This is a genomic window from Methylotuvimicrobium buryatense 5G (assembly GCF_000341735.1).
Lineage (GTDB): Bacteria > Pseudomonadota > Gammaproteobacteria > Methylococcales > Methylomonadaceae > Methylotuvimicrobium > Methylotuvimicrobium buryatense.
On record NZ_KB455575.1, the window covers coordinates 647,172 to 664,653 of the forward strand.

Annotated in this window: 14 protein-coding genes; 11 read left to right on the forward strand and 3 right to left on the reverse strand. The window is 49.7% G+C overall.

All coding sequences use genetic code 11. The features are described 5' to 3' along the window. Positions 1-138: 138 nt before the first annotated feature. Positions 139-582, reverse strand: a complete 444-nt coding sequence (gene smbP / locus METBU_RS23160; RefSeq protein ID WP_017839213.1) for a small metal-binding protein SmbP — start codon at positions 580-582, stop codon at positions 139-141. 527 nt (positions 583-1,109) lie between these two features. Beyond that, positions 1,110-1,781: an SOS response-associated peptidase gene (locus tag METBU_RS0103030; RefSeq protein WP_017839215.1), complete on the reverse strand. Its 672-nt coding sequence runs from the start codon at positions 1,779-1,781 to the stop codon at positions 1,110-1,112. Between the two features lie 2 nt (positions 1,782-1,783). On the opposite strand from METBU_RS0103030, the gene METBU_RS0103035 reads away from it, so the two are divergent. The 3 genes from METBU_RS0103035 (at position 1,784) to ppk1 (ending at position 6,018) form a co-directional block, all read left to right on the forward strand. Continuing rightward, positions 1,784-2,680: a 1-aminocyclopropane-1-carboxylate deaminase/D-cysteine desulfhydrase gene (locus METBU_RS0103035; protein WP_017839216.1), complete on the forward strand. Its 897-nt coding sequence runs from the start codon at positions 1,784-1,786 to the stop codon at positions 2,678-2,680. A gap of 2 nt (positions 2,681-2,682) precedes the next feature. Beyond that, positions 2,683-3,402: a class I SAM-dependent methyltransferase gene (locus METBU_RS0103040; protein WP_235726371.1), complete on the forward strand. Its 720-nt coding sequence runs from the start codon at positions 2,683-2,685 to the stop codon at positions 3,400-3,402. A 522-nt stretch (positions 3,403-3,924) separates the two neighbouring features. Continuing rightward, positions 3,925-6,018: a polyphosphate kinase 1 gene (gene ppk1 / locus METBU_RS0103045; RefSeq protein WP_017839218.1), complete on the forward strand. Its 2,094-nt coding sequence runs from the start codon at positions 3,925-3,927 to the stop codon at positions 6,016-6,018. A gap of 67 nt (positions 6,019-6,085) precedes the next feature. Here ppk1 and folP read toward each other — a convergent pair whose 3' ends face one another. Further along, the gene (gene folP / locus METBU_RS0103050; protein ID WP_017839219.1) at positions 6,086-6,922 is read right to left on the reverse strand and encodes a dihydropteroate synthase; all 837 of its coding nucleotides are present in this window, start codon (positions 6,920-6,922) and stop codon (positions 6,086-6,088) included. A 79-nt stretch (positions 6,923-7,001) separates the two neighbouring features. Here folP and METBU_RS0103055 point away from each other — a divergent pair, with 79 nt between their 5' ends. The 8 genes from METBU_RS0103055 to purL all read left to right on the forward strand — a co-directional run bounded on the left by METBU_RS0103055 (position 7,002) and on the right by purL (position 17,428). Then, positions 7,002-7,547, forward strand: coding sequence for a flavoprotein (locus METBU_RS0103055; RefSeq protein WP_017839220.1), 546 nt, complete (start codon positions 7,002-7,004; stop codon positions 7,545-7,547). Then, a complete protein-coding gene (locus tag METBU_RS0103060) occupies positions 7,544-8,932 on the forward strand; it encodes a DUF6513 domain-containing protein (protein ID WP_017839221.1) in 1,389 nt (462 codons plus the stop codon). The genes METBU_RS0103055 and METBU_RS0103060 overlap by 4 nt, the downstream gene beginning before the upstream one ends. Positions 8,933-8,936: 4 nt before the next feature. Then, positions 8,937-9,500 (forward strand): DUF447 domain-containing protein, encoded by a 564-nt coding sequence (locus tag METBU_RS0103065; RefSeq protein ID WP_017839222.1) that lies wholly within the window; start codon positions 8,937-8,939, stop codon positions 9,498-9,500. After that, positions 9,497-10,177, forward strand: coding sequence for a (5-formylfuran-3-yl)methyl phosphate synthase (locus METBU_RS0103070; protein WP_017839223.1), 681 nt, complete (start codon positions 9,497-9,499; stop codon positions 10,175-10,177). Before METBU_RS0103065 ends, METBU_RS0103070 begins: the two co-directional genes overlap by 4 nt. Positions 10,178-10,205: 28 nt before the next feature. Next, positions 10,206-11,435, forward strand: a complete 1,230-nt coding sequence (locus METBU_RS0103075) for a dicarboxylate/amino acid:cation symporter (protein WP_017839224.1) — start codon at positions 10,206-10,208, stop codon at positions 11,433-11,435. Between the two features lie 208 nt (positions 11,436-11,643). Beyond that, positions 11,644-12,519: a 4-hydroxy-tetrahydrodipicolinate synthase gene (dapA, locus tag METBU_RS0103080; protein WP_017839225.1), complete on the forward strand. Its 876-nt coding sequence runs from the start codon at positions 11,644-11,646 to the stop codon at positions 12,517-12,519. 5 nt (positions 12,520-12,524) lie between these two features. Next, positions 12,525-13,157 (forward strand): outer membrane protein assembly factor BamC, encoded by a 633-nt coding sequence (gene bamC, locus METBU_RS0103085; RefSeq protein ID WP_026130000.1) that lies wholly within the window; start codon positions 12,525-12,527, stop codon positions 13,155-13,157. A gap of 389 nt (positions 13,158-13,546) precedes the next feature. Continuing rightward, positions 13,547-17,428 carry a phosphoribosylformylglycinamidine synthase gene (gene purL, locus METBU_RS0103090; RefSeq protein WP_017839227.1) on the forward strand — a complete coding sequence of 1,294 codons (3,882 nt, stop codon included), beginning with the start codon at positions 13,547-13,549 and terminating at the stop codon, positions 17,426-17,428. Positions 17,429-17,482 lie beyond the last annotated feature (54 nt).

A 17,482-nucleotide genomic window follows, 5' to 3' on the forward strand; every position in this document is an offset into this window, starting at 1 on the left:
AATTTCGGCGATGCTTAAGTAGATCGGTAAAGGCTTTGCCGGCATGGATGCTGGCAAAGAGCCTACATGGACGTATTCACGGCGTCCTTTGACGATCACCCCGGCGCCGAATTTTGATCCACGATGGGTATAAATTGTTTATTGATTTATTTTCTTATAGCCGGTGACTGGCCATTTGCCTGATGACGATTTTGGAGTCTCTTTAGGAGCTTCAATCGCAATTTCTCCCGCAGCAGCCGACCCTTTGGCTTGAGTCGATTTTTGAATGTGTTCAACTGCTTCTTCGGCTGGTGGCGTTGCTATGTCGGCATGATCCATTTTGCCATGTTCGATGGAATATTCCAGTACTTTAATGGCGGCTTCCAAATGCGCTTTTTCCTCGCCTTCCGCGCTTTCCATTGCTTTCAATGCATGCTCTAAAGCAGCTTCGGCGTGCTCGACCAGAATCGGAGCGTGACCCAGTTTGCCGTGCTCGACCGCGGCATGCGCATGTTCCAATGCCACCGCGGAATGATCCTCGGCTATCACCATCTGGCTGGCGCTCATCAATAAACCTATGGTCATTGTTTTCAATAGTTTCATATTAATACCCTCTTTTGTGATGTTGTTATAGTAAATTTTAAGGAACATAATTAAATATAGCTTTAGCGACCGATTGCATGTGTAACATAATTAAACGTTCACTTGATTATCCTCGTGTAGTCGAGCAAAGCCGCTTGAAATTCCCTTATGCCACCCAGCTCGACCAGATAGGCATTTCGAATCGGTTGCCGAAGTTTTAGGTTGTTTCCGTCCCTTAGTCGATAAATATGCCGTGATGGTTTATTTATCGGTTTCATTGTAAAAACGAAATTTTCCAATGTATTCAGTTTTAATGACATTGTTGTAAGTCATTGATATTTAGGCGACTTCATGTCTCCGCTTAAGGATAACGACTCTGCACCTTGAGGCAAATTAGGCCCGAGCCGTTACGCCACATATCCTTTTTAAGATCGAGTCGAACTTTATTTGATAACTTAAGTCCGCGATGAATAACCCTACACCTTTTTAGTGAGCTTTAGCAAGGTCTTTAGCCTATTTTGTTTCCGAGAAAATGAAATTGCGGTTCATCAATGCGCTATTTGAATCGGTTGAATGCAAGCTTCATCGTTATGAACCGGATTATTGACATGCTGGCTAACCGGCGTCAATTCCATTTGTTGATAACAAATGGCTTGATCGAATGCGAGCACTTCGGTCTCGAATTTTCGCTTATCCAGCCAATCGCCATAATTTTCAAGGTTGATAATAACCGGCATACGTTCATGAATGTCTGAAACCGGTGCTAAGGCCGGGCATGTAATGATCGTGCAGGAGTAAATGGTTTCGTTGCCGTTTTCCCAATGCTCCCATAACCCTGCGAACGCAAATAGCCGATTATCTGGAAAATGCACATGATAAGGTTGTTTGCCGGTTTCGGTTTGTTGCCATTCGTAAAAGCCGGTAGCGGGAATCAGGCAACGGCGTTTAGAATAAGCGGATCTGAACGAGGGTTTGTCGGCCAAGGTCTCGGCCCGGGCATTAATTAAGCGGTTGGCGATTTTCGAGTCTTTGCTCCAGGACGGTATCAAGCCCCAATGCAAATAAACGCCTTTGTTGCTACCGTCCTCCAATTGTACGATGTTCAGAATTTTTTGACCCGGCGGTATATTGTAATCGGTCCGGTAATTCGGCAAACGCTTCAGCCGGAAATGTTCGATGATTGTGTCGCTCGTCGTGATTAAATTAAACCGTCCGCACATAGATGCACCCTAAACTTATCGCACTCGAAAATCAATTTACACGTTCGATTTTAACAAAGGTTTCAGCTCCGTGTCTGGACAGAAGGCAGGTCGAGTTATGGATTAAACGCGATGACTTGTTGCATCCTATCGTATCCGGCAACAAATGGCGTAAACTTAAATACATACTCAACCATGCCTTGTCGCTAGGTGCGATTAAAATCGTCAGCATGGGCGGCGCCTATTCGAATCATTTACATGCCTTGGCCTATGTCGGCCGCCGGCTTGGTATTCAAACGGAAGGTTTTATTCGCGGCGAGCCACAGTCGAATCCAACCTTAATCGATTTGCGGCGCTGGGGAATGCGTCTGCAATTTGTATCGCGTGAAGACTATCGCAATCTCAGGCAATACAAACATTGGAATAGTTTGCCGGGAATCGATACCAACGCTTATTGGCTGCCGGAGGGGGGATCGGTCGATTTGGCTTTGCAAGGTGTGGCCGAGCTGGTTTCGGAAATCGATATTCCATACGATGTCGTTTGTTGTCCTTGCGGAACCGGAACAACCTTGGCGGGCATTATCGAAGCGGTTCGGCCCGATGTCCAAGTCATCGGTTTCTCGGCGCTAAAAGGCGGCTCTTTTTTGAAGCGTGATGTAGAGGCGCTGTTGACTCAGCCCCGGGAGAATTGGGATATCGTCACCGATTATCATTTCGGCGGTTTTGCGCGAACCAAGCCTGAATTAATCGAATTTATCGAGCAATTTTTATACGAGACCTCGGTGCTACCGGAACCGATTTATACCGGAAAAATGTTTTACGGGATCTACGACCTAATCGAGAAAGGCTTCTTTCCTGCCGGTCGACGAATTGTCGCCATACATACCGGCGGCCTACAAGGCAACAGAGGTTTTGCTTAGGAATGATGAATCAACTCGAAATAAGCCCAGAGCATCAGCATTATAGCCACCGATTATTGCAGCGAATACTTGAGCCTGAATTGATGGAAGATCCCAAACAGGTGCAAGCCTATGCGCAAGCCGATTTTTCGGAGCCCAATGATCATTTTATGCAAAATTTGAACGCCTTGGTTGGCGTTAGTGGTTTCGATGGTTATGCATTGGATTTGGGCTGCGGTCCGGGCGATATCAGTTGCCGTTTTGCAAAGATTTACCCATCGGCTCTGGTCGATGCATTGGACGGGTCGAAAGCGATGCTTGACTATGCCGAATCAATTATGCCGAGTGAGTTGAGCGCGCGCGTTCGTTTTATTCACGGTAAATTACCAACGGTTTCATTGTCTCGAAGCCGTTATGATTTGATTTTTAGCAATAGTCTGTTACACCATTTGCCGGAACCGCAAGCCTTGTGGCACTTTATCAAGCGCTACGCCGGCAATGGAACTAGGATTGCCATTATGGATTTATTCCGACCTCAAAGCGATCGGCAAGCCATAGAAATTGTTGAAAAATATGCCGCTAAGGAGCCCGAAATTTTACAACGCGATTTTTATCATTCGTTATTGGCGGCATTTACGCCTGAAGAAATCGAGGAACAATTGCGCGAAGCCGGCCTAAACTTTGAAGTCGAACGTATTAGTGACCGGCATGTTTTTATTTCGGGAACTATTATTTTCAAATAATTAAGATCCTAAGCGGCACTCAGTATCGTCAGGCAAATTAACAAAAATCGTAGCTAGTTAGACCCCCGACACTTATCGTTCCCATGCTCTGCGTCACTGCCATTAAGTTAAGCCGTTCGTGGTGAGCCTGTCGAACCATGGACGGCTTAACTTATCGACCCAGGATTTTTCCATTCATCCTTCGACAGGCTCAGGGCGAACGGAAAAATCCTTAACTTAATGGCAGTGATGCTCTGCGTGGGAATGCTTGAGTACCGCTCCAGCTGTACGAGACGCTAGAGCGTCTCGGTCTTCATTCCCACGCTGGAGAGTCTGTGAAAGTATTGGTGAATACATCATAATAAATTTATTCACCATGAAGAACATGAAGGCAATGAAGGTAAAATCAATAATATAACTCTTTATGTTACTTCATGCTCTTCATGGTTATTTCGTAATCTTAAATACTTTTACAGCCTCTGGAGCGTGGGAGCGATAGGGGACGTGAATAATTAACAATAATCTATTACGGAAATTAATAGTATGGAAAAAGAAAACGAAATCGGCGAGGCGATTAATCTCGATAGTTATGACCTGTATCTGAATCGCGAGCTTAGCCTGCTCGAATTCAATCAAAGAGTCCTCGCGCAAGCTAAGGATGCTCGTGTACCGTTATTGGAACGGCTAAATTATTTATGCATTTCTTGCTCGAATCTCGATGAGTTTTTCGAAGTCCGGGTCGCGAGTCTTTTGCAAATGGCCGAAATGGACCCTAAGGCCATCGGCGTCGACGGTTTGTCGCCGCATGAACAGCTCGAAAGAATTTCAGCCAAGGCGCATGGTCTGGTCGAGGATCAGTATCGGGTCTTAAATGACATCTTGTTGCCGGCCTTGGCAGAGGAAAATATTCATTTTATCCGGCGAACGGAATGGACCGCTAAACAGCTCAAATGGTTGGAGAATTACTTTAACGAAGAATTACTGCCGATTTTGACGCCGGTCGGATTGGATTCTGCCCACCCGTTTCCACGTATTCTCAACAAGAGTTTGAATTTCATCATTTCATTAACCGGCAAGGATGCCTTCGGCCGAAATAGCGGTCGGGCGGTTTTGCAAGCTCCACGAGCTTTGCCAAGGATCATTCAATTGCCGGCCGACGCGACCGGCAGCGGACCTCATGACTTTGTGTTTTTGTCGTCGATTATTCACGCCTTTGTCGATCAATTGTTCAATGGCATGAATGTCAAAGGCTGCTATCAGTTTCGGGTGACCCGAAATAGCGATTTTTTTGTCGATGACGATGCGATAGACGATTTGTTGCTTGCGGTCGAAGGCGAATTGGCTATGCGCAATTACGGCGATGAAGTCAGGCTTGAGATTGCTTCGAATTGTCCTGAAGAAACCGTCAATTTTTTGATGGCCCGTTTTGAATTGACACAGGATCGCTTGTATTTGGTCGATGGGCCGGTCAATTTGAATCGCTTGCAGGAAATCATTAATCATGTAGAAAGGCCCGAATTGAAATTTACGCCGTTTAAGCCGGCAGTACCGCCGCAGCTGGCTCGTAACAAAAACATTTTTGCCGCTATTGAAAAGCAAGACATTCTTTTGCATCACCCGTTCGAATCGTTTTTGCCGGTTGTTGAGTTTTTGAAGCAGGCCGCCGCCGATCCCGATGTCTTGGCGATCAAGCAAACGCTGTATCGTACCGGCGTGGATTCGCCGATTGTCAGCGCATTGGTAAAAGCCGCTAGGGCCGGTAAGGAAGTTACGGTAGTGATTGAGCTGCGCGCTCGGTTCGATGAAAAAGCCAATATTAATTTGGCTGCAAAGTTACAGGAAGCGGCCGTGCATGTCGTTTATGGGGTCGTGGGCTATAAAACACATGCCAAAATGTGTCTGGTGCTACGCAAAGAAGGTAAAAAATTGCGTAATTATGTGCATCTCGGTAGCGGTAATTATCACCCGAAAACAGCGTTGCTTTACACCGATTACGGTTTGTTTTCATGCGACAAGGAACTTGGCGAGGACGTTCGCCGCGTCTTCGCTCAATTGACCAGTCTCGGTAAGGTGACCAAGCTGAATAAGCTATTGCAATCGCCTTTTACGCTGCATAGCGGTTTGATCGAGAAGATCGAACGTGAAATAGATCATGCTCAATCGGGAAAGCCGTCCGGAATCATTATTAAAGTTAACGCGATAGTCGAACAACAGTTGACCAAAGCCTTGTATCAGGCCTCGCAGGCCGGCGTCAAAATTAACTTGATTGTCAGGGGTATTTGTTGCCTTAAACCGGGTATTCCAGGTGTTTCCGAAAACATTGTCGTCCGATCAATTATCGGCCGATTCCTTGAGCACACCCGTGTGTACGCGTTTGAAAACGACGGTAATCCGGAAATCTATGTTGCTAGCGCCGATATGATGGGGCGCAATATGTTCAAAAGAGTCGAGACCGGCTTTCCGATAGAGAATAAACGATTACATCAACGGGTTAGGAGTGACTTAGAGTTATATTTAAAAGATAATTGTCAAGCGTGGCTCTTGCAGTCGGACGGACAATATGAGCAATTATCGCCGGGAGAAGGGGAAGAAACGATTCAAGCTCAATCGGAACTCTTGGCGTCTTTGCAAAATTAAGGCTGAGAGCTATTTCCGGCACGCTTCGGCGGCCTAAGAGATTGCTTGCCAAAGTCATAGATTGACATCATGGCTCGATTGATAATCTCCGTTGTTTGATCGCCCAAGCGACATCGACCGCCTGCCTATTTTCTTTGATATCGTGGACGCGGAATAGCTTGACGCCGGCCATGACGCCCAATGCCGTGGTGACGGCTGTGGCGGTGATCAATTCGGTAGGTTCGGCGACATCCAAAATCGAACCCATGAAGCGCTTACGGCTAGTGCCCAGCAAAACCGGATAACCGCTTTCGACGAAGCGATCCAAGTGCGCCAATAAATCCAAATTGTCTTGTTTACGTTTACCGAAACCGATGCCGGGGTCGATCGCAATAGTGCTTCGATCAACGCCTTGTTCGATTGCTTGATTGATGCGCTGCATCAAATGATTCAGCACTTCGCCTACGACGTCTTGGTACTGAGGCTTATCCTGCATCGTTTTGGGTGTGCCTTGTTTGTGCATCAAGATGATAGGAACCTGACGTTTTGCGGTCAGCTCAAAAATCATGGCGTCGTCTTCGCCGGCCGAAATATCGTTGATGATATTGGCGCCGGCCGACAGTGCCGCTTCGGCGACCAGGCTCTGTGTCGTATCGATGCTGATCAGTATATCCGAGGCAAGATGCTTCCGGATGGCTTCGATGACCGGCACGACGCGGTCGATTTGTTGCGCGGCGCTCACCGGGTCGGAGCCGGGGCGGGTCGATTCGCCGCCGATATCGATGATGTCGGCGCCTTCGGCGAGCATTTTACGGCATTGCTCCAATGCGTTATCAAGGCTGTAATGCCGCCCGCCGTCGGAAAAGCTGTCGGGCGTCACATTTAAGATGCCCATGATCAGCGGTTTTTCTATCGTGTTAAACATAAATAAAATTTCGGCTGTATTCGAAGTGGCCTTTGAGGATCGGGTATAATAGCGGACTATTTAAATTTTGATCGAATAAATGGATAAACCGCGTTTAGCTTGGGCTGTCACTGGCTCCGGGCATTATATCGAAGAATGCCTGGAATTTTTGATGACATTGGACAGTGTCGACCTTTACCTGAGCCAAGCCGGCGAGGAGGTTTTAAAGATGTACGGCATCAAACTCGACGAGGTTCGCGACAGAATGCCGGTTTTTCGCGATAAGGCTGCTTCGTCGCCGCCGGTTGGCCGCTTTTATACCGGCTATTATCATAGCTTCGTGATGGCGCCGACGACCTCGAACACCGTAGCCAAATGCATATTGGGCATTGCCGACTCGCTGGTGACTAATCTTTATTCTCAGGCCGGAAAATGCCGCGTCCCCAGCATCGTCTATCCGTGCGATATCGCGCCAGAAATGGAAACCACCGCGCCGGGCGGTAAGAAGGTCATGGTATATCCGCGTCCGGTCGATCTGGATGCGACCGATAAACTCCGCGTCTTCCCTTATACACAAGTCGTCGAAAGCGTCGACGAATTGATCGAGGCGGTCAATCGGCGCCTGAAATCATTGGGTGTGGCATGAGCGAGCACATCTTGTTTTTGACCGGAAAATTGGCCGAAAAACAATTACACCAGATTCTGGAAAAAATGCAGCCGGAGTTTACCTATACGGTGCATCAGTTGGGTATTAAAGTTGCCGCGTTGATGACCACGGACATGATTTGCCGTCGGTTAAAGGAAACCTATCAAGCCGACCGAATGATTCTGCCCGGACGATGTCGGGGCGATTTGGACAAGGTGATACAACAATTCGGTTTACCGGTCGAGCGTGGCCCCGATGAGTTAAAAGACTTACCTTTATTTTTCGGCAAGGAAGCGCACAAGCCCGACCTCAGCGACTATCGCGTTAAAATATTTGCCGAAATTGTCGATGCGCCGAATGTTTCTGTCGATGAGGTCGTCGAGCGAGCTCATTATTACCGGCGTCACGGCGCCGATGTGATCGATATCGGCTGTTTGCCGGGAACGCCGTTTCCGCACATGGAAGCCATTATTCGAGCCTTAAAACAAGAAGGCTTTACGGTCAGCATCGATTCGCTCGAAGCCGACGACTTGCTCAGAGGCGGCAAGGCCGGCGCCGATTTCATGTTGAGCCTGCACGAAGGAACGCTCTGGGTCGCCGATGAAGTCGAAACGACGCCGATTCTGATTCCGGAAATACATGAAGACTTGGCGTCGCTCGATCGTGCGATCGAAGCCATGCAGGCTAAAAACCGCCCATTCCTGGTCGACCCTATTTTGGACCCGTTGCATTACGGTTTTACGCAATCGGTGGTGCGTTATCATCAGGTACGGCAAAAATATCCCGATATCGAGATCATGATGGGCGTCGGTAATATCACCGAATTGACGCATGCCGATACGGTCGGCATGAACGCGCTGTTATTGGGTATTTGCTCGGAGCTCGAGATCAATGCAATTCTCGCGACCGAAGTCAGCAAACATGCTTGCCGGGCGGTCAAGGAAGCCGATTTGGCGCGGCGTATCATGCATGCCGCGAAACAAAACAACATGTTACCCAAGCATATCGATTCGGGTTTGATGGCGCTGCACGAAACCGCGCCATTTCCCTATACGCTCGATGAAATCAAAGAACTGGCCGGCGAGATCACCGACCCGAGCTACCGTATTCAAACCAGCACCGAAGGGCTGCATATTTTTAACCGAGACGGTTTTCATTCGGCGACCGACCCGTTCGATTTATATCCGAAACTCGGCGTCGAAAACGACGGCGGTCACGCCTTTTATTTAGGCGTCGAACTGGCGCGCGCCGAAATTTCCTGGCAACTCGGCAAACGCTTCAATCAAGACGAGGCCTTGAGTTGGGGCTGCGCAACTGATCTAACCGAGTCGACAGTCGATTTGCACAGCTTTAAACCGGCCGGCACGACGCTAAAGAAAAATTAAACCGATGATTTTAGAAACGATAGTCACCACACAAAACCAGCAAGGCAGGGCGCATATTGCACCAATGGGTATTCATCGGCACGATGATGAATTGATCATTTTGCCGTTTCGCCCGTCGACCACGCTCGACAATCTCATGACGAGCGGTCATGCTGTGATTAATTATTGCGACGATGTCAGGGTGTTTGCCGGCTGTTTGACGGGGCGGCGTGACTGGCCTTTGATCGAGGCCGACAAGATTCCCGGTAAGGTCTTGGCATGCGCATTGGCGCATAGCGAAGTCGAAGTGGTCCGTGTCGAAGAAGACCCGATTCGGCCGAAACTGTTTTGCAAAATTATTCATACCGTCAACCATGCGCCGTTCATGGGTTTCAACCGGGCCCAGTATTCGGTCTTGGAAGCGGCGATTTTGGTCAGTCGGCTGGGTATGTTGCCGCAAGAAAAAATCGATGCGGAATTGGACTATCTTAAAATCGGCCTCGAAAAAACTGCAAGCCCGAGGGAGCTTAAGGCGTGGTCTTGGTTAATGGCGGTCATCGAAGAGCACAAACGAGAGAAAAACGCATGACAGGGATGCTCGCGAGTGTCAGCAGGCTCGATGAAGCGCTGAGGATCTTGAATTTCGAAGTCGATATCATTGACTTGAAGCAGCCTTCTCAAGGCGCGTTGGGGGCGCTGGATACCATGACGGTTGCACGTATCGTCAAGGCAATCAATGGGCAATGCCCAATTAGCGCGACGGTCGGCGATTTGCCGATGATTCCGGAAGTCATCGTGAGCGCGGTAATGGATATGGCGGCGACCGGCGTCGATTATATCAAGATCGGTTTTTTTCCCGGCGGCGATTGGCAAGGCACGCTGGATGCATTGGCGCCCTTGGCTCAAGCCGGCCTAGCATTAATCGGAGTATTGTTTGCCGATAACGAACCCGAATTACATACCGTAGCCGCTTTCAAAAAAGCCGGTTTCAAGGGTGTAATGTTGGATACGATGGACAAAAGTTCGGGTTCGTTGCCTCATGTCTTGCCTGATGATGCGATTGTGGAATTTGTGTCTAAATGTAATGAACTCAACCTGTTATGCGGTCTTGCCGGGTCGCTAAGGGCCGTGGATATACCTAATTTGTTACGCCGTAAACCCGATTATTTAGGTTTTCGAGGCGCTTTGTGTCGGCGGCACGATAGAACCTCGCATTTGGATGATGATGCGATACTTGCGGTTAAAAAAGCGTTTTTACAGGGTTAGGCGGAAGTGGGTAGGTCGAGCGTAAATCATGAAAAGTAAAATGCCGATCACCACAAAAATTTTGATTGCGATGTGCTTGGGGTTATTGGCAGGAAGCGCGATCAATGCGTTCGGACATGACAATGGGGCGATTCGGGAATATCTGGTCGACGGCTTGTTTCATGTGGTCGGCGCTTCGTTTATCAATGCCTTGAAAATGCTGGTCGTGCCGTTGGTCAGCTTTTCTCTGATTTGCGGCGTATGCGGCATAGGCGATATCGCCGCGCTAGGTCGTATCGGCATTAAAGCCTTTGGTTTGTATTTGTTGACGACCTGCCTTGCGATTGCCTTGGCCTTGTTGCTTGCCGTTTCGGTCGGGCCCGGGCGCGATTTTGAACGTAGCGGCGAAGTTGCCGAATTTAGTGCGCCCGAAGCGCCCGGTTTGGCCGAAGTGCTGATCGGGATCGTGCCGAGCAATCCGGTTAATGCGTTCGCCGAAGGCAATATGCTGCAGATCATTTTTTTTGTGATTCTTTTTGCGATCGCGATGATGATGACCGGTGAAATCGGTTTGCAATTGTTGAGAACCGCCGAGCAGTTGAACGAAGTCATGATGAAACTCGTGATGCTGGTCATGGAATTTGCGCCGATCGGTGTTTTTTGTTTAATCGCAAAGAGTTTTTCCGAACAGGGTATTGGTTTAATAGTACCGATGTTCGGTTATTTTTCGGTGGTTATCGCCAGTTTGTTTCTCCATACTTGGGTGACGTTGTGTTTGCTGTTATGGTTGATGACGCGGATGAACCCATGGGAATTCATGAAAAAAATGCGTCCGGTGCATATTTTCGCCTTCAGTACGGCCAGTTCCAATGCGACGATTCCTGTCAATTTACGCGTCGTCGAACACGATTTGGGCGTGCCGAACTCGACCGCGGCATTTACGATCCCGCTCGGCGCGACGATCAACATGGACGGCACCGCGATCATGCAAGGCGTCGCGACAGTCTTTATCGCCAATGTCTACGGGATCGAATTAGGTTTGATGCAATATTTAACCGTGATCGGCATGTCGATATTGGCGTCGATCGGCACGGCCGGCGTGCCCGGCGTCGGATTGATCATGCTGGCGATGGTATTCAACCAAGTCGGGTTGCCGGTCGAAGGCATTGCTTTGATTTTAGGCGTGGACCGGCTTTTGGACATGCTTCGAACGGTCGTGAACGTGACCGGCGATGCGGTCGTGACTTGTATCGTGGCAAAGGGAGAGTGTCGGCGCTAGGTGGCATCCTAGTCGAACATGTCGCGAGTCTTCAGGAAATTAGACGCTTTTTCGATAAGATTTCGGAGTAATAATCCAGCGTCTCCAAGCTTAGACGCTACAGCAGTTAATTCCGCACGGTTGTTAATTTTAAAAGATAGGATTTGTTTATTTGCTTGTTATAATGCTCGGTATTTTTACAATTGCTTAACAGGTTCGAGAGATTGGGATGATTCAAGGCAGTATCGTAGCGCTGGTTACACCGATGACGGAAAACGGTTCGATTGACAAGGATAGCTTAAAAAAATTGGTCGAATTCCATATAGATCAAGGTACGGATTCGATTGTCGCAGTCGGTACGACAGGCGAGTCGGCAACACTCGATGAAGACGAGCATTGCGATTTCATTCAATCGGTGGTCGATTATGCCGGCGGCAGAATTCCTATCATTGCCGGGACCGGTGCCAATTCGACGACAGAAGCGATCGAATTAACGAATAGAGCAAAAGAGGCCGGTGCCGATGCGTGTCTTTTGGTGACGCCTTACTACAACAAGCCGACACAGGAAGGTTTGTATCTACATTTTAAAGCCGTTGCCGAGGCGGTCGATATTCCGCAGATTCTCTATAACGTCCCGGGACGCACGGCTTGCGATATGCTGCCGGAAACGGTGGCGCGCTTGTCTGTTATCGATAATATAGTAGGTATCAAAGAGGCTACCGGTAAATTAGAGAGAGTCAAGCGGTTACGCGACTTATGCGGCGACACCTTTGCGCTGTATACCGGTGATGATGCGACAAGCTGCGAGTTTTGTTTACTAGGCGGTAATGGCACGATTACTGTGACCGGCAATGTTGCGCCGAGATTGGTCCATGAAATGATAACCGCCGCGATCGATGGCGATCGGGAGACCGCCCTGGCCATCGATGCAAAACTAACCGGATTGCACAAACAGTTGTTCATTCAATCGAATCCGATACCGGTCAAATGGGCACTGATGGAAATGGGTTTGATTCAAAAAGGTATCCGTTTGCCGTTAACTTGGCTGACCGAAGATTGTTATGACGCAGTGCGCGGTGCCATGCGTCAAGCGGAGTTACTTTGAAATTTATGAAGCGCATCTTTGCCGCTTTACTATACCTGATCATTCTGCCCTTTCTAGCGGGTAGCGGGTGTAGCACGATCAAAAGCTGGTTTCCCGATAAAGAAAAAGATTACCAATTTAGAACCGAATTACCGGAATTGGTGCTGCCTAAGGAATTGGCTATTCAAAAAGTTGAAAGACCGGCAAGAATTCCGAGAGTCGATCTAAGGCATGTCGATACCACTCAAGTGGTCGATGGTGTCGATAAGGTTACCCAGGTCGAGCGGGTCGCCACTGCCGATGCGGTCGTGTTAAGAATTAATGAACCCGTCGGAAAGTCCTGGCGTATCGTCGGCAAGGCTTTGGCAAGACAGTCGATTGAAATCGTTGCGCGTGATAGATCGCTTGCAACCTATATCGTGCAGTACGATCCTGAAGAACAGAAAGTGACCGACGACTCCTTTTGGGATGAGATTCTGTTCGTTTTCGGTATGTACGCATCCAACGAGAAAGAGTACCGCGTCAGACTAATCGAGTATGAACAATTTACCGATGTCATTGTGAGGGATGAGACCAATAAAGCCGTATCGAGCGGTGACGGCCTGACTCTATTGCTGACGATTCAACAAGCGATTGAAGACGATCTAGCCGGCCAATAGTCGGCTTTCGATTGCTTGTTAGGTTTCAATCGTTCTCCAAGAAAATAACGAAGTTGATAATCCCTTTTATCTTTCTCCTGATCAAGCGATTTAGTCTTTTTCGAGACGCCCTGGGCATTACTCCCTTTTGATTGAAAAACCGTCTAAGAATAAAAGGTATGGGATGTGTCTATCGAGGACCGCCGTGAACCCATCCATGGGGCTTGACGGCAGCTAAGCGCCAAGGATGGTGTGAATGCAGATTTTGCAGGAGCAAAAATCTGCCCCCGCTGACACCAACCTACCGCATGCGCTGAATAGTTACACCATTTTTTGAGTATAAAGGGAGTATCTTCTTGACTTTCTTTATCGTTACCCTGATTTGAACCTTATTTCATAACGGATTCCCCATGTTAAAAATTCCAGGAACATCCGCGCTATCCGCATTTCGCATCGAAAAATTACTTGCCCGTCTCCAAGAGATAGAGCCAGCCATCAATGGTATTTCGGCTTCCTATGTCCATTTTGTCGAGCTCGAACGTGCGATTGGCGCTAGTGAGCAAACGCTATTAAACCGTCTGTTAGCCTATGGAAGCAGCACGGCTGGAACGTCTCCTGACGGATTGCGTTTAACAGTCATTCCCCGGCCCGGAACGATTTCTCCTTGGTCCAGTAAAGCAACAGAAATTGCGCAACGTTGCGGCTTGGGGGCGGTTTGTCGCATCGAAAGAGGAGTCGAATATACGATACTGTCCGAAGGTGCGCTAACCGATCAGGTGCAAAAAAGCATTTCGGCTCTTCTACATGACCGCATGACGCAAACAGTCGTTAAAAGCGAATCGATGACTGAAGCGATTTTGTTTGCCCATCACGATCCTAAACCGTTCCAAACCGTGCCGGTAATTGAGTCCGGTAGCGAAGCCTTGGTCAAAGCCAATACCGAGCTCGGATTGGCGTTAAGCCAAGATGAAATTGATTATTTGACCGAAAGTTTTCAAGCATTAGAGCGCAATCCGACCGATGTCGAATTGATGATGTTCGCTCAAGCCAATTCGGAGCATTGTCGGCATAAGATATTCAATGCCGCATGGACCATCGACGGTATCGAACAGGCCGAATCTTTGTTCAAAATGATTCGGCATACCGCCGAACAAAGCCCTGAAGGTATTTTGTCGGCATACTCCGATAACGCCTCGGTCGTAGAAGGTGCTAAAACTTCAGTTTTCATCCGCAATGCGTTGACCGGCGAATATGCCTATGTCGACGAAGACGCGCACATATTGATGAAGGTCGAGACCCATAATCACCCGACTGCAATATCTCCGCATCCAGGCGCGGCGACCGGTTCGGGCGGCGAGATTCGCGACGAAGGCGCAACCGGTCGAGGTTCTGCGACCAAGGCCGGTTTGACCGGTTTTAGCGTTTCTCATCTAAGAGTTCCGGGTTTCGAGCAGCCTTGGGAAGACGATAACGGTAAGCCGGGTCGCCTTGCATCTGCGTTGGAAATCATGCTCGAGGGTCCGATTGGCGGTGCGGCATTCAATAATGAATTCGGGCGCCCGAATCTGGCCGGTTATTTCCGCAGCTTCGAACAAACCGCACCGGGCGGTGATGAAAACACGCTCCATGGTTATCACAAGCCGATCATGATTGCCGGCGGCATGGGCAATATTCGCCCGATGCTGGTTGAGAAACAACCGATACCGGCGGGTTCGTTGATCATCATCCTGGGAGGGCCTGCGATGCTGATCGGCTTGGGCGGCGGCGCCGCTTCATCGCAGACTTCGGGCGAGGCTGCCGAGGAACTGGATTTTGCCTCGGTGCAACGTGAAAATCCCGAAATGCAACGACGCTGTCAGGAAGTCATCAATCATTGCAATGCCTTGGGCGAGGATACGCCCATCGTCTCGATACACGACATCGGGGCCGGCGGCCTGTCGAATGCCGTGCCGGAGATCGTTCACGACTGCGAACGGGGCGGGCGTTTCGAATTGCGCGACGTCAATATCGCCGATCGCGGCATGTCGCCGATGCAGATATGGTGCAACGAGGCCCAGGAGCGTTATGTTATCGCGATCAAGCCGGAATCGCTGGAATTGTTCAAATCGTTCTGCGAACGCGAGCATTGCTTGTATGCCGTGATCGGCATCGCAACCGATGAAGAGCATTTGCAACTGAGCGACCGTTTGTTCGGCGACAGACCGGTCGATTTACCGATGTCGGTGTTGTTCGGCAAGCCGCCGAAAATGCATCGAACTGTCGAGCATGTCAAACCCGATTTGTCGCCGTTGGACTTAGCCGGCATCGAGCTTGACGAAGCTGTCAAGCGCGTATTGTCCTTCCCGGCTGTTGCCGATAAGAGCTTTTTGATCCATATCGGCGATCGTTCGATTACAGGTTTAGTTGCGCGCGACCAAATGGTCGGCCCTTGGCAAGTGCCGGTCGCCGATGTCGCGGTGACCGCTTCGGGCTTTTTCGCGTCGACCGGCGAAGCGATGGCGATGGGCGAAAGAACGCCGTTGGCGGTCATCGACGCACCGGCATCGGGCCGAATTGCGGTCGGCGAAGCGTTGACCAATCTTGCCGCAGCGCGTATCGGATCGTTGGGCAATATTAAATTATCCGCGAATTGGATGGCGGCAGCCGGCAGTTCCGGCCAGGATGCCGCGCTGTTCGATACCGTCAAGGCGGTCGGAAAGGAACTTTGCCCGGCATTGGGTATCGCGATTCCGGTCGGCAAGGATTCGTTGTCGATGAAAACCGTTTGGCAACAAGACGGCCGCGAGAAAACCATGACCTCGCCGGTATCGTTGATCGTAACCGCGTTCGCGCCGGTGGTCGATATAGAGAAAACCTTGACGCCACGATTGCGCGACGAGCCTTCGGTCTTGATCTTGATAGACTTAGGGCAGGGCAAGAATCGTTTAGGTGCTTCGGTATTTGCACAGGTATATAAACAACTGGGCGATAGTTGCCCGGATTTGGACGATCCTGCGTTATTCAAGTCCTTCTTCAACGCGATTCAGGACTTGAATAGCCGCGGCAAATTGCTGGCTTATCATGACCGTTCCGATGGCGGTCTATTGGCCACGATCTCCGAAATGATGTTCGCCGGAAGGCTCGGCGCCAATGTGGATTTGTCCGGCTTAGGGAAGGATGCCTTATCGGCCTTGTTCAATGAAGAACTCGGAGCGGTTATACAAGTCAGGGAAAGCGATAGCGCCGAAATTATGGACCTGTTGGCGCAAGCCGGCCTCGATGCGTGTGTGCATCGAATCGGCTCGGTTACGAAACAAGCCGACTTGACGATCAATTTTGCCGGGCAGAAGCTTTATTCGGCCTCTCGAGCCGAATTGCAACGCTACTGGTCTGAACTGAGTTATCGAATGCAAGCGTTAAGGGATAATCCGGATTGCGCACGCGAACAATTCGAACGGATCGTCGACGATAACGATCCCGGCCTCAATGCCGCGTTAACCTTCGACAGCAACGAAGATGTTTGCACTCCGTTTATCGGCAAGTCGAAGCCTAGGGTGGCGATTTTACGCGAGCAGGGCGTCAACGGTCATGTCGAAATGGCCGCTGCGTTCGATAGGGCCGGATTCTCCGCGATCGATGTGCACATGACGGATATCATTGCCGGTCGAGTTAGCCTGAAAGATTTCAGAGGCCTTGCGGCTTGCGGCGGATTTTCTTACGGCGATGTGCTCGGCGCCGGCGGCGGTTGGGCCAAATCGATTCTGTTCAACCCGCGCGCCCGCGATGAGTTCGCGGCGTTTTTCGAACGCGAGGACGCGTTCGGTCTCGGAGTTTGCAACGGTTGTCAAATGATGTCGGGGCTTAAGGAGATTATTCCGGGTGCCGAACACTGGCCTCGTTTCTTGAGGAACCATTCCGAGCAATTCGAGGCGCGCGTTGCATTGGTTGAGGTTCAGGATTCGCCGTCCATTCTGTTGACCGGCATGGCGGGATCGAGAATGCCGGTCGTGATCGCGCATGGCGAGGGCCGAGCAGATTTTGACGGCGACCCGGCTGAGGCGATGAAAAACGGTGCGGTATCGTTGTGTTACGTCGATAATTTCGGTGAAAAAACGACGCAATTTCCGGCCAATCCGAACGGTTCGCCATTGGGCATAACCGGTTTAACCAATCGGGACGGCCGCTTTACGATCATGATGCCGCATCCGGAAAGATGTTTCAGAACCGTGCAAAATTCGTGGCATCCCGACGATTGGAGCGAATACGGCCCTTGGATGCGGATGTTTAGGAATGCCCGATTATGGACGGCTTGAAATAATTTTGAATACCCCTATATTGTTTAACAGATACTGATCGATGTTTGTTCG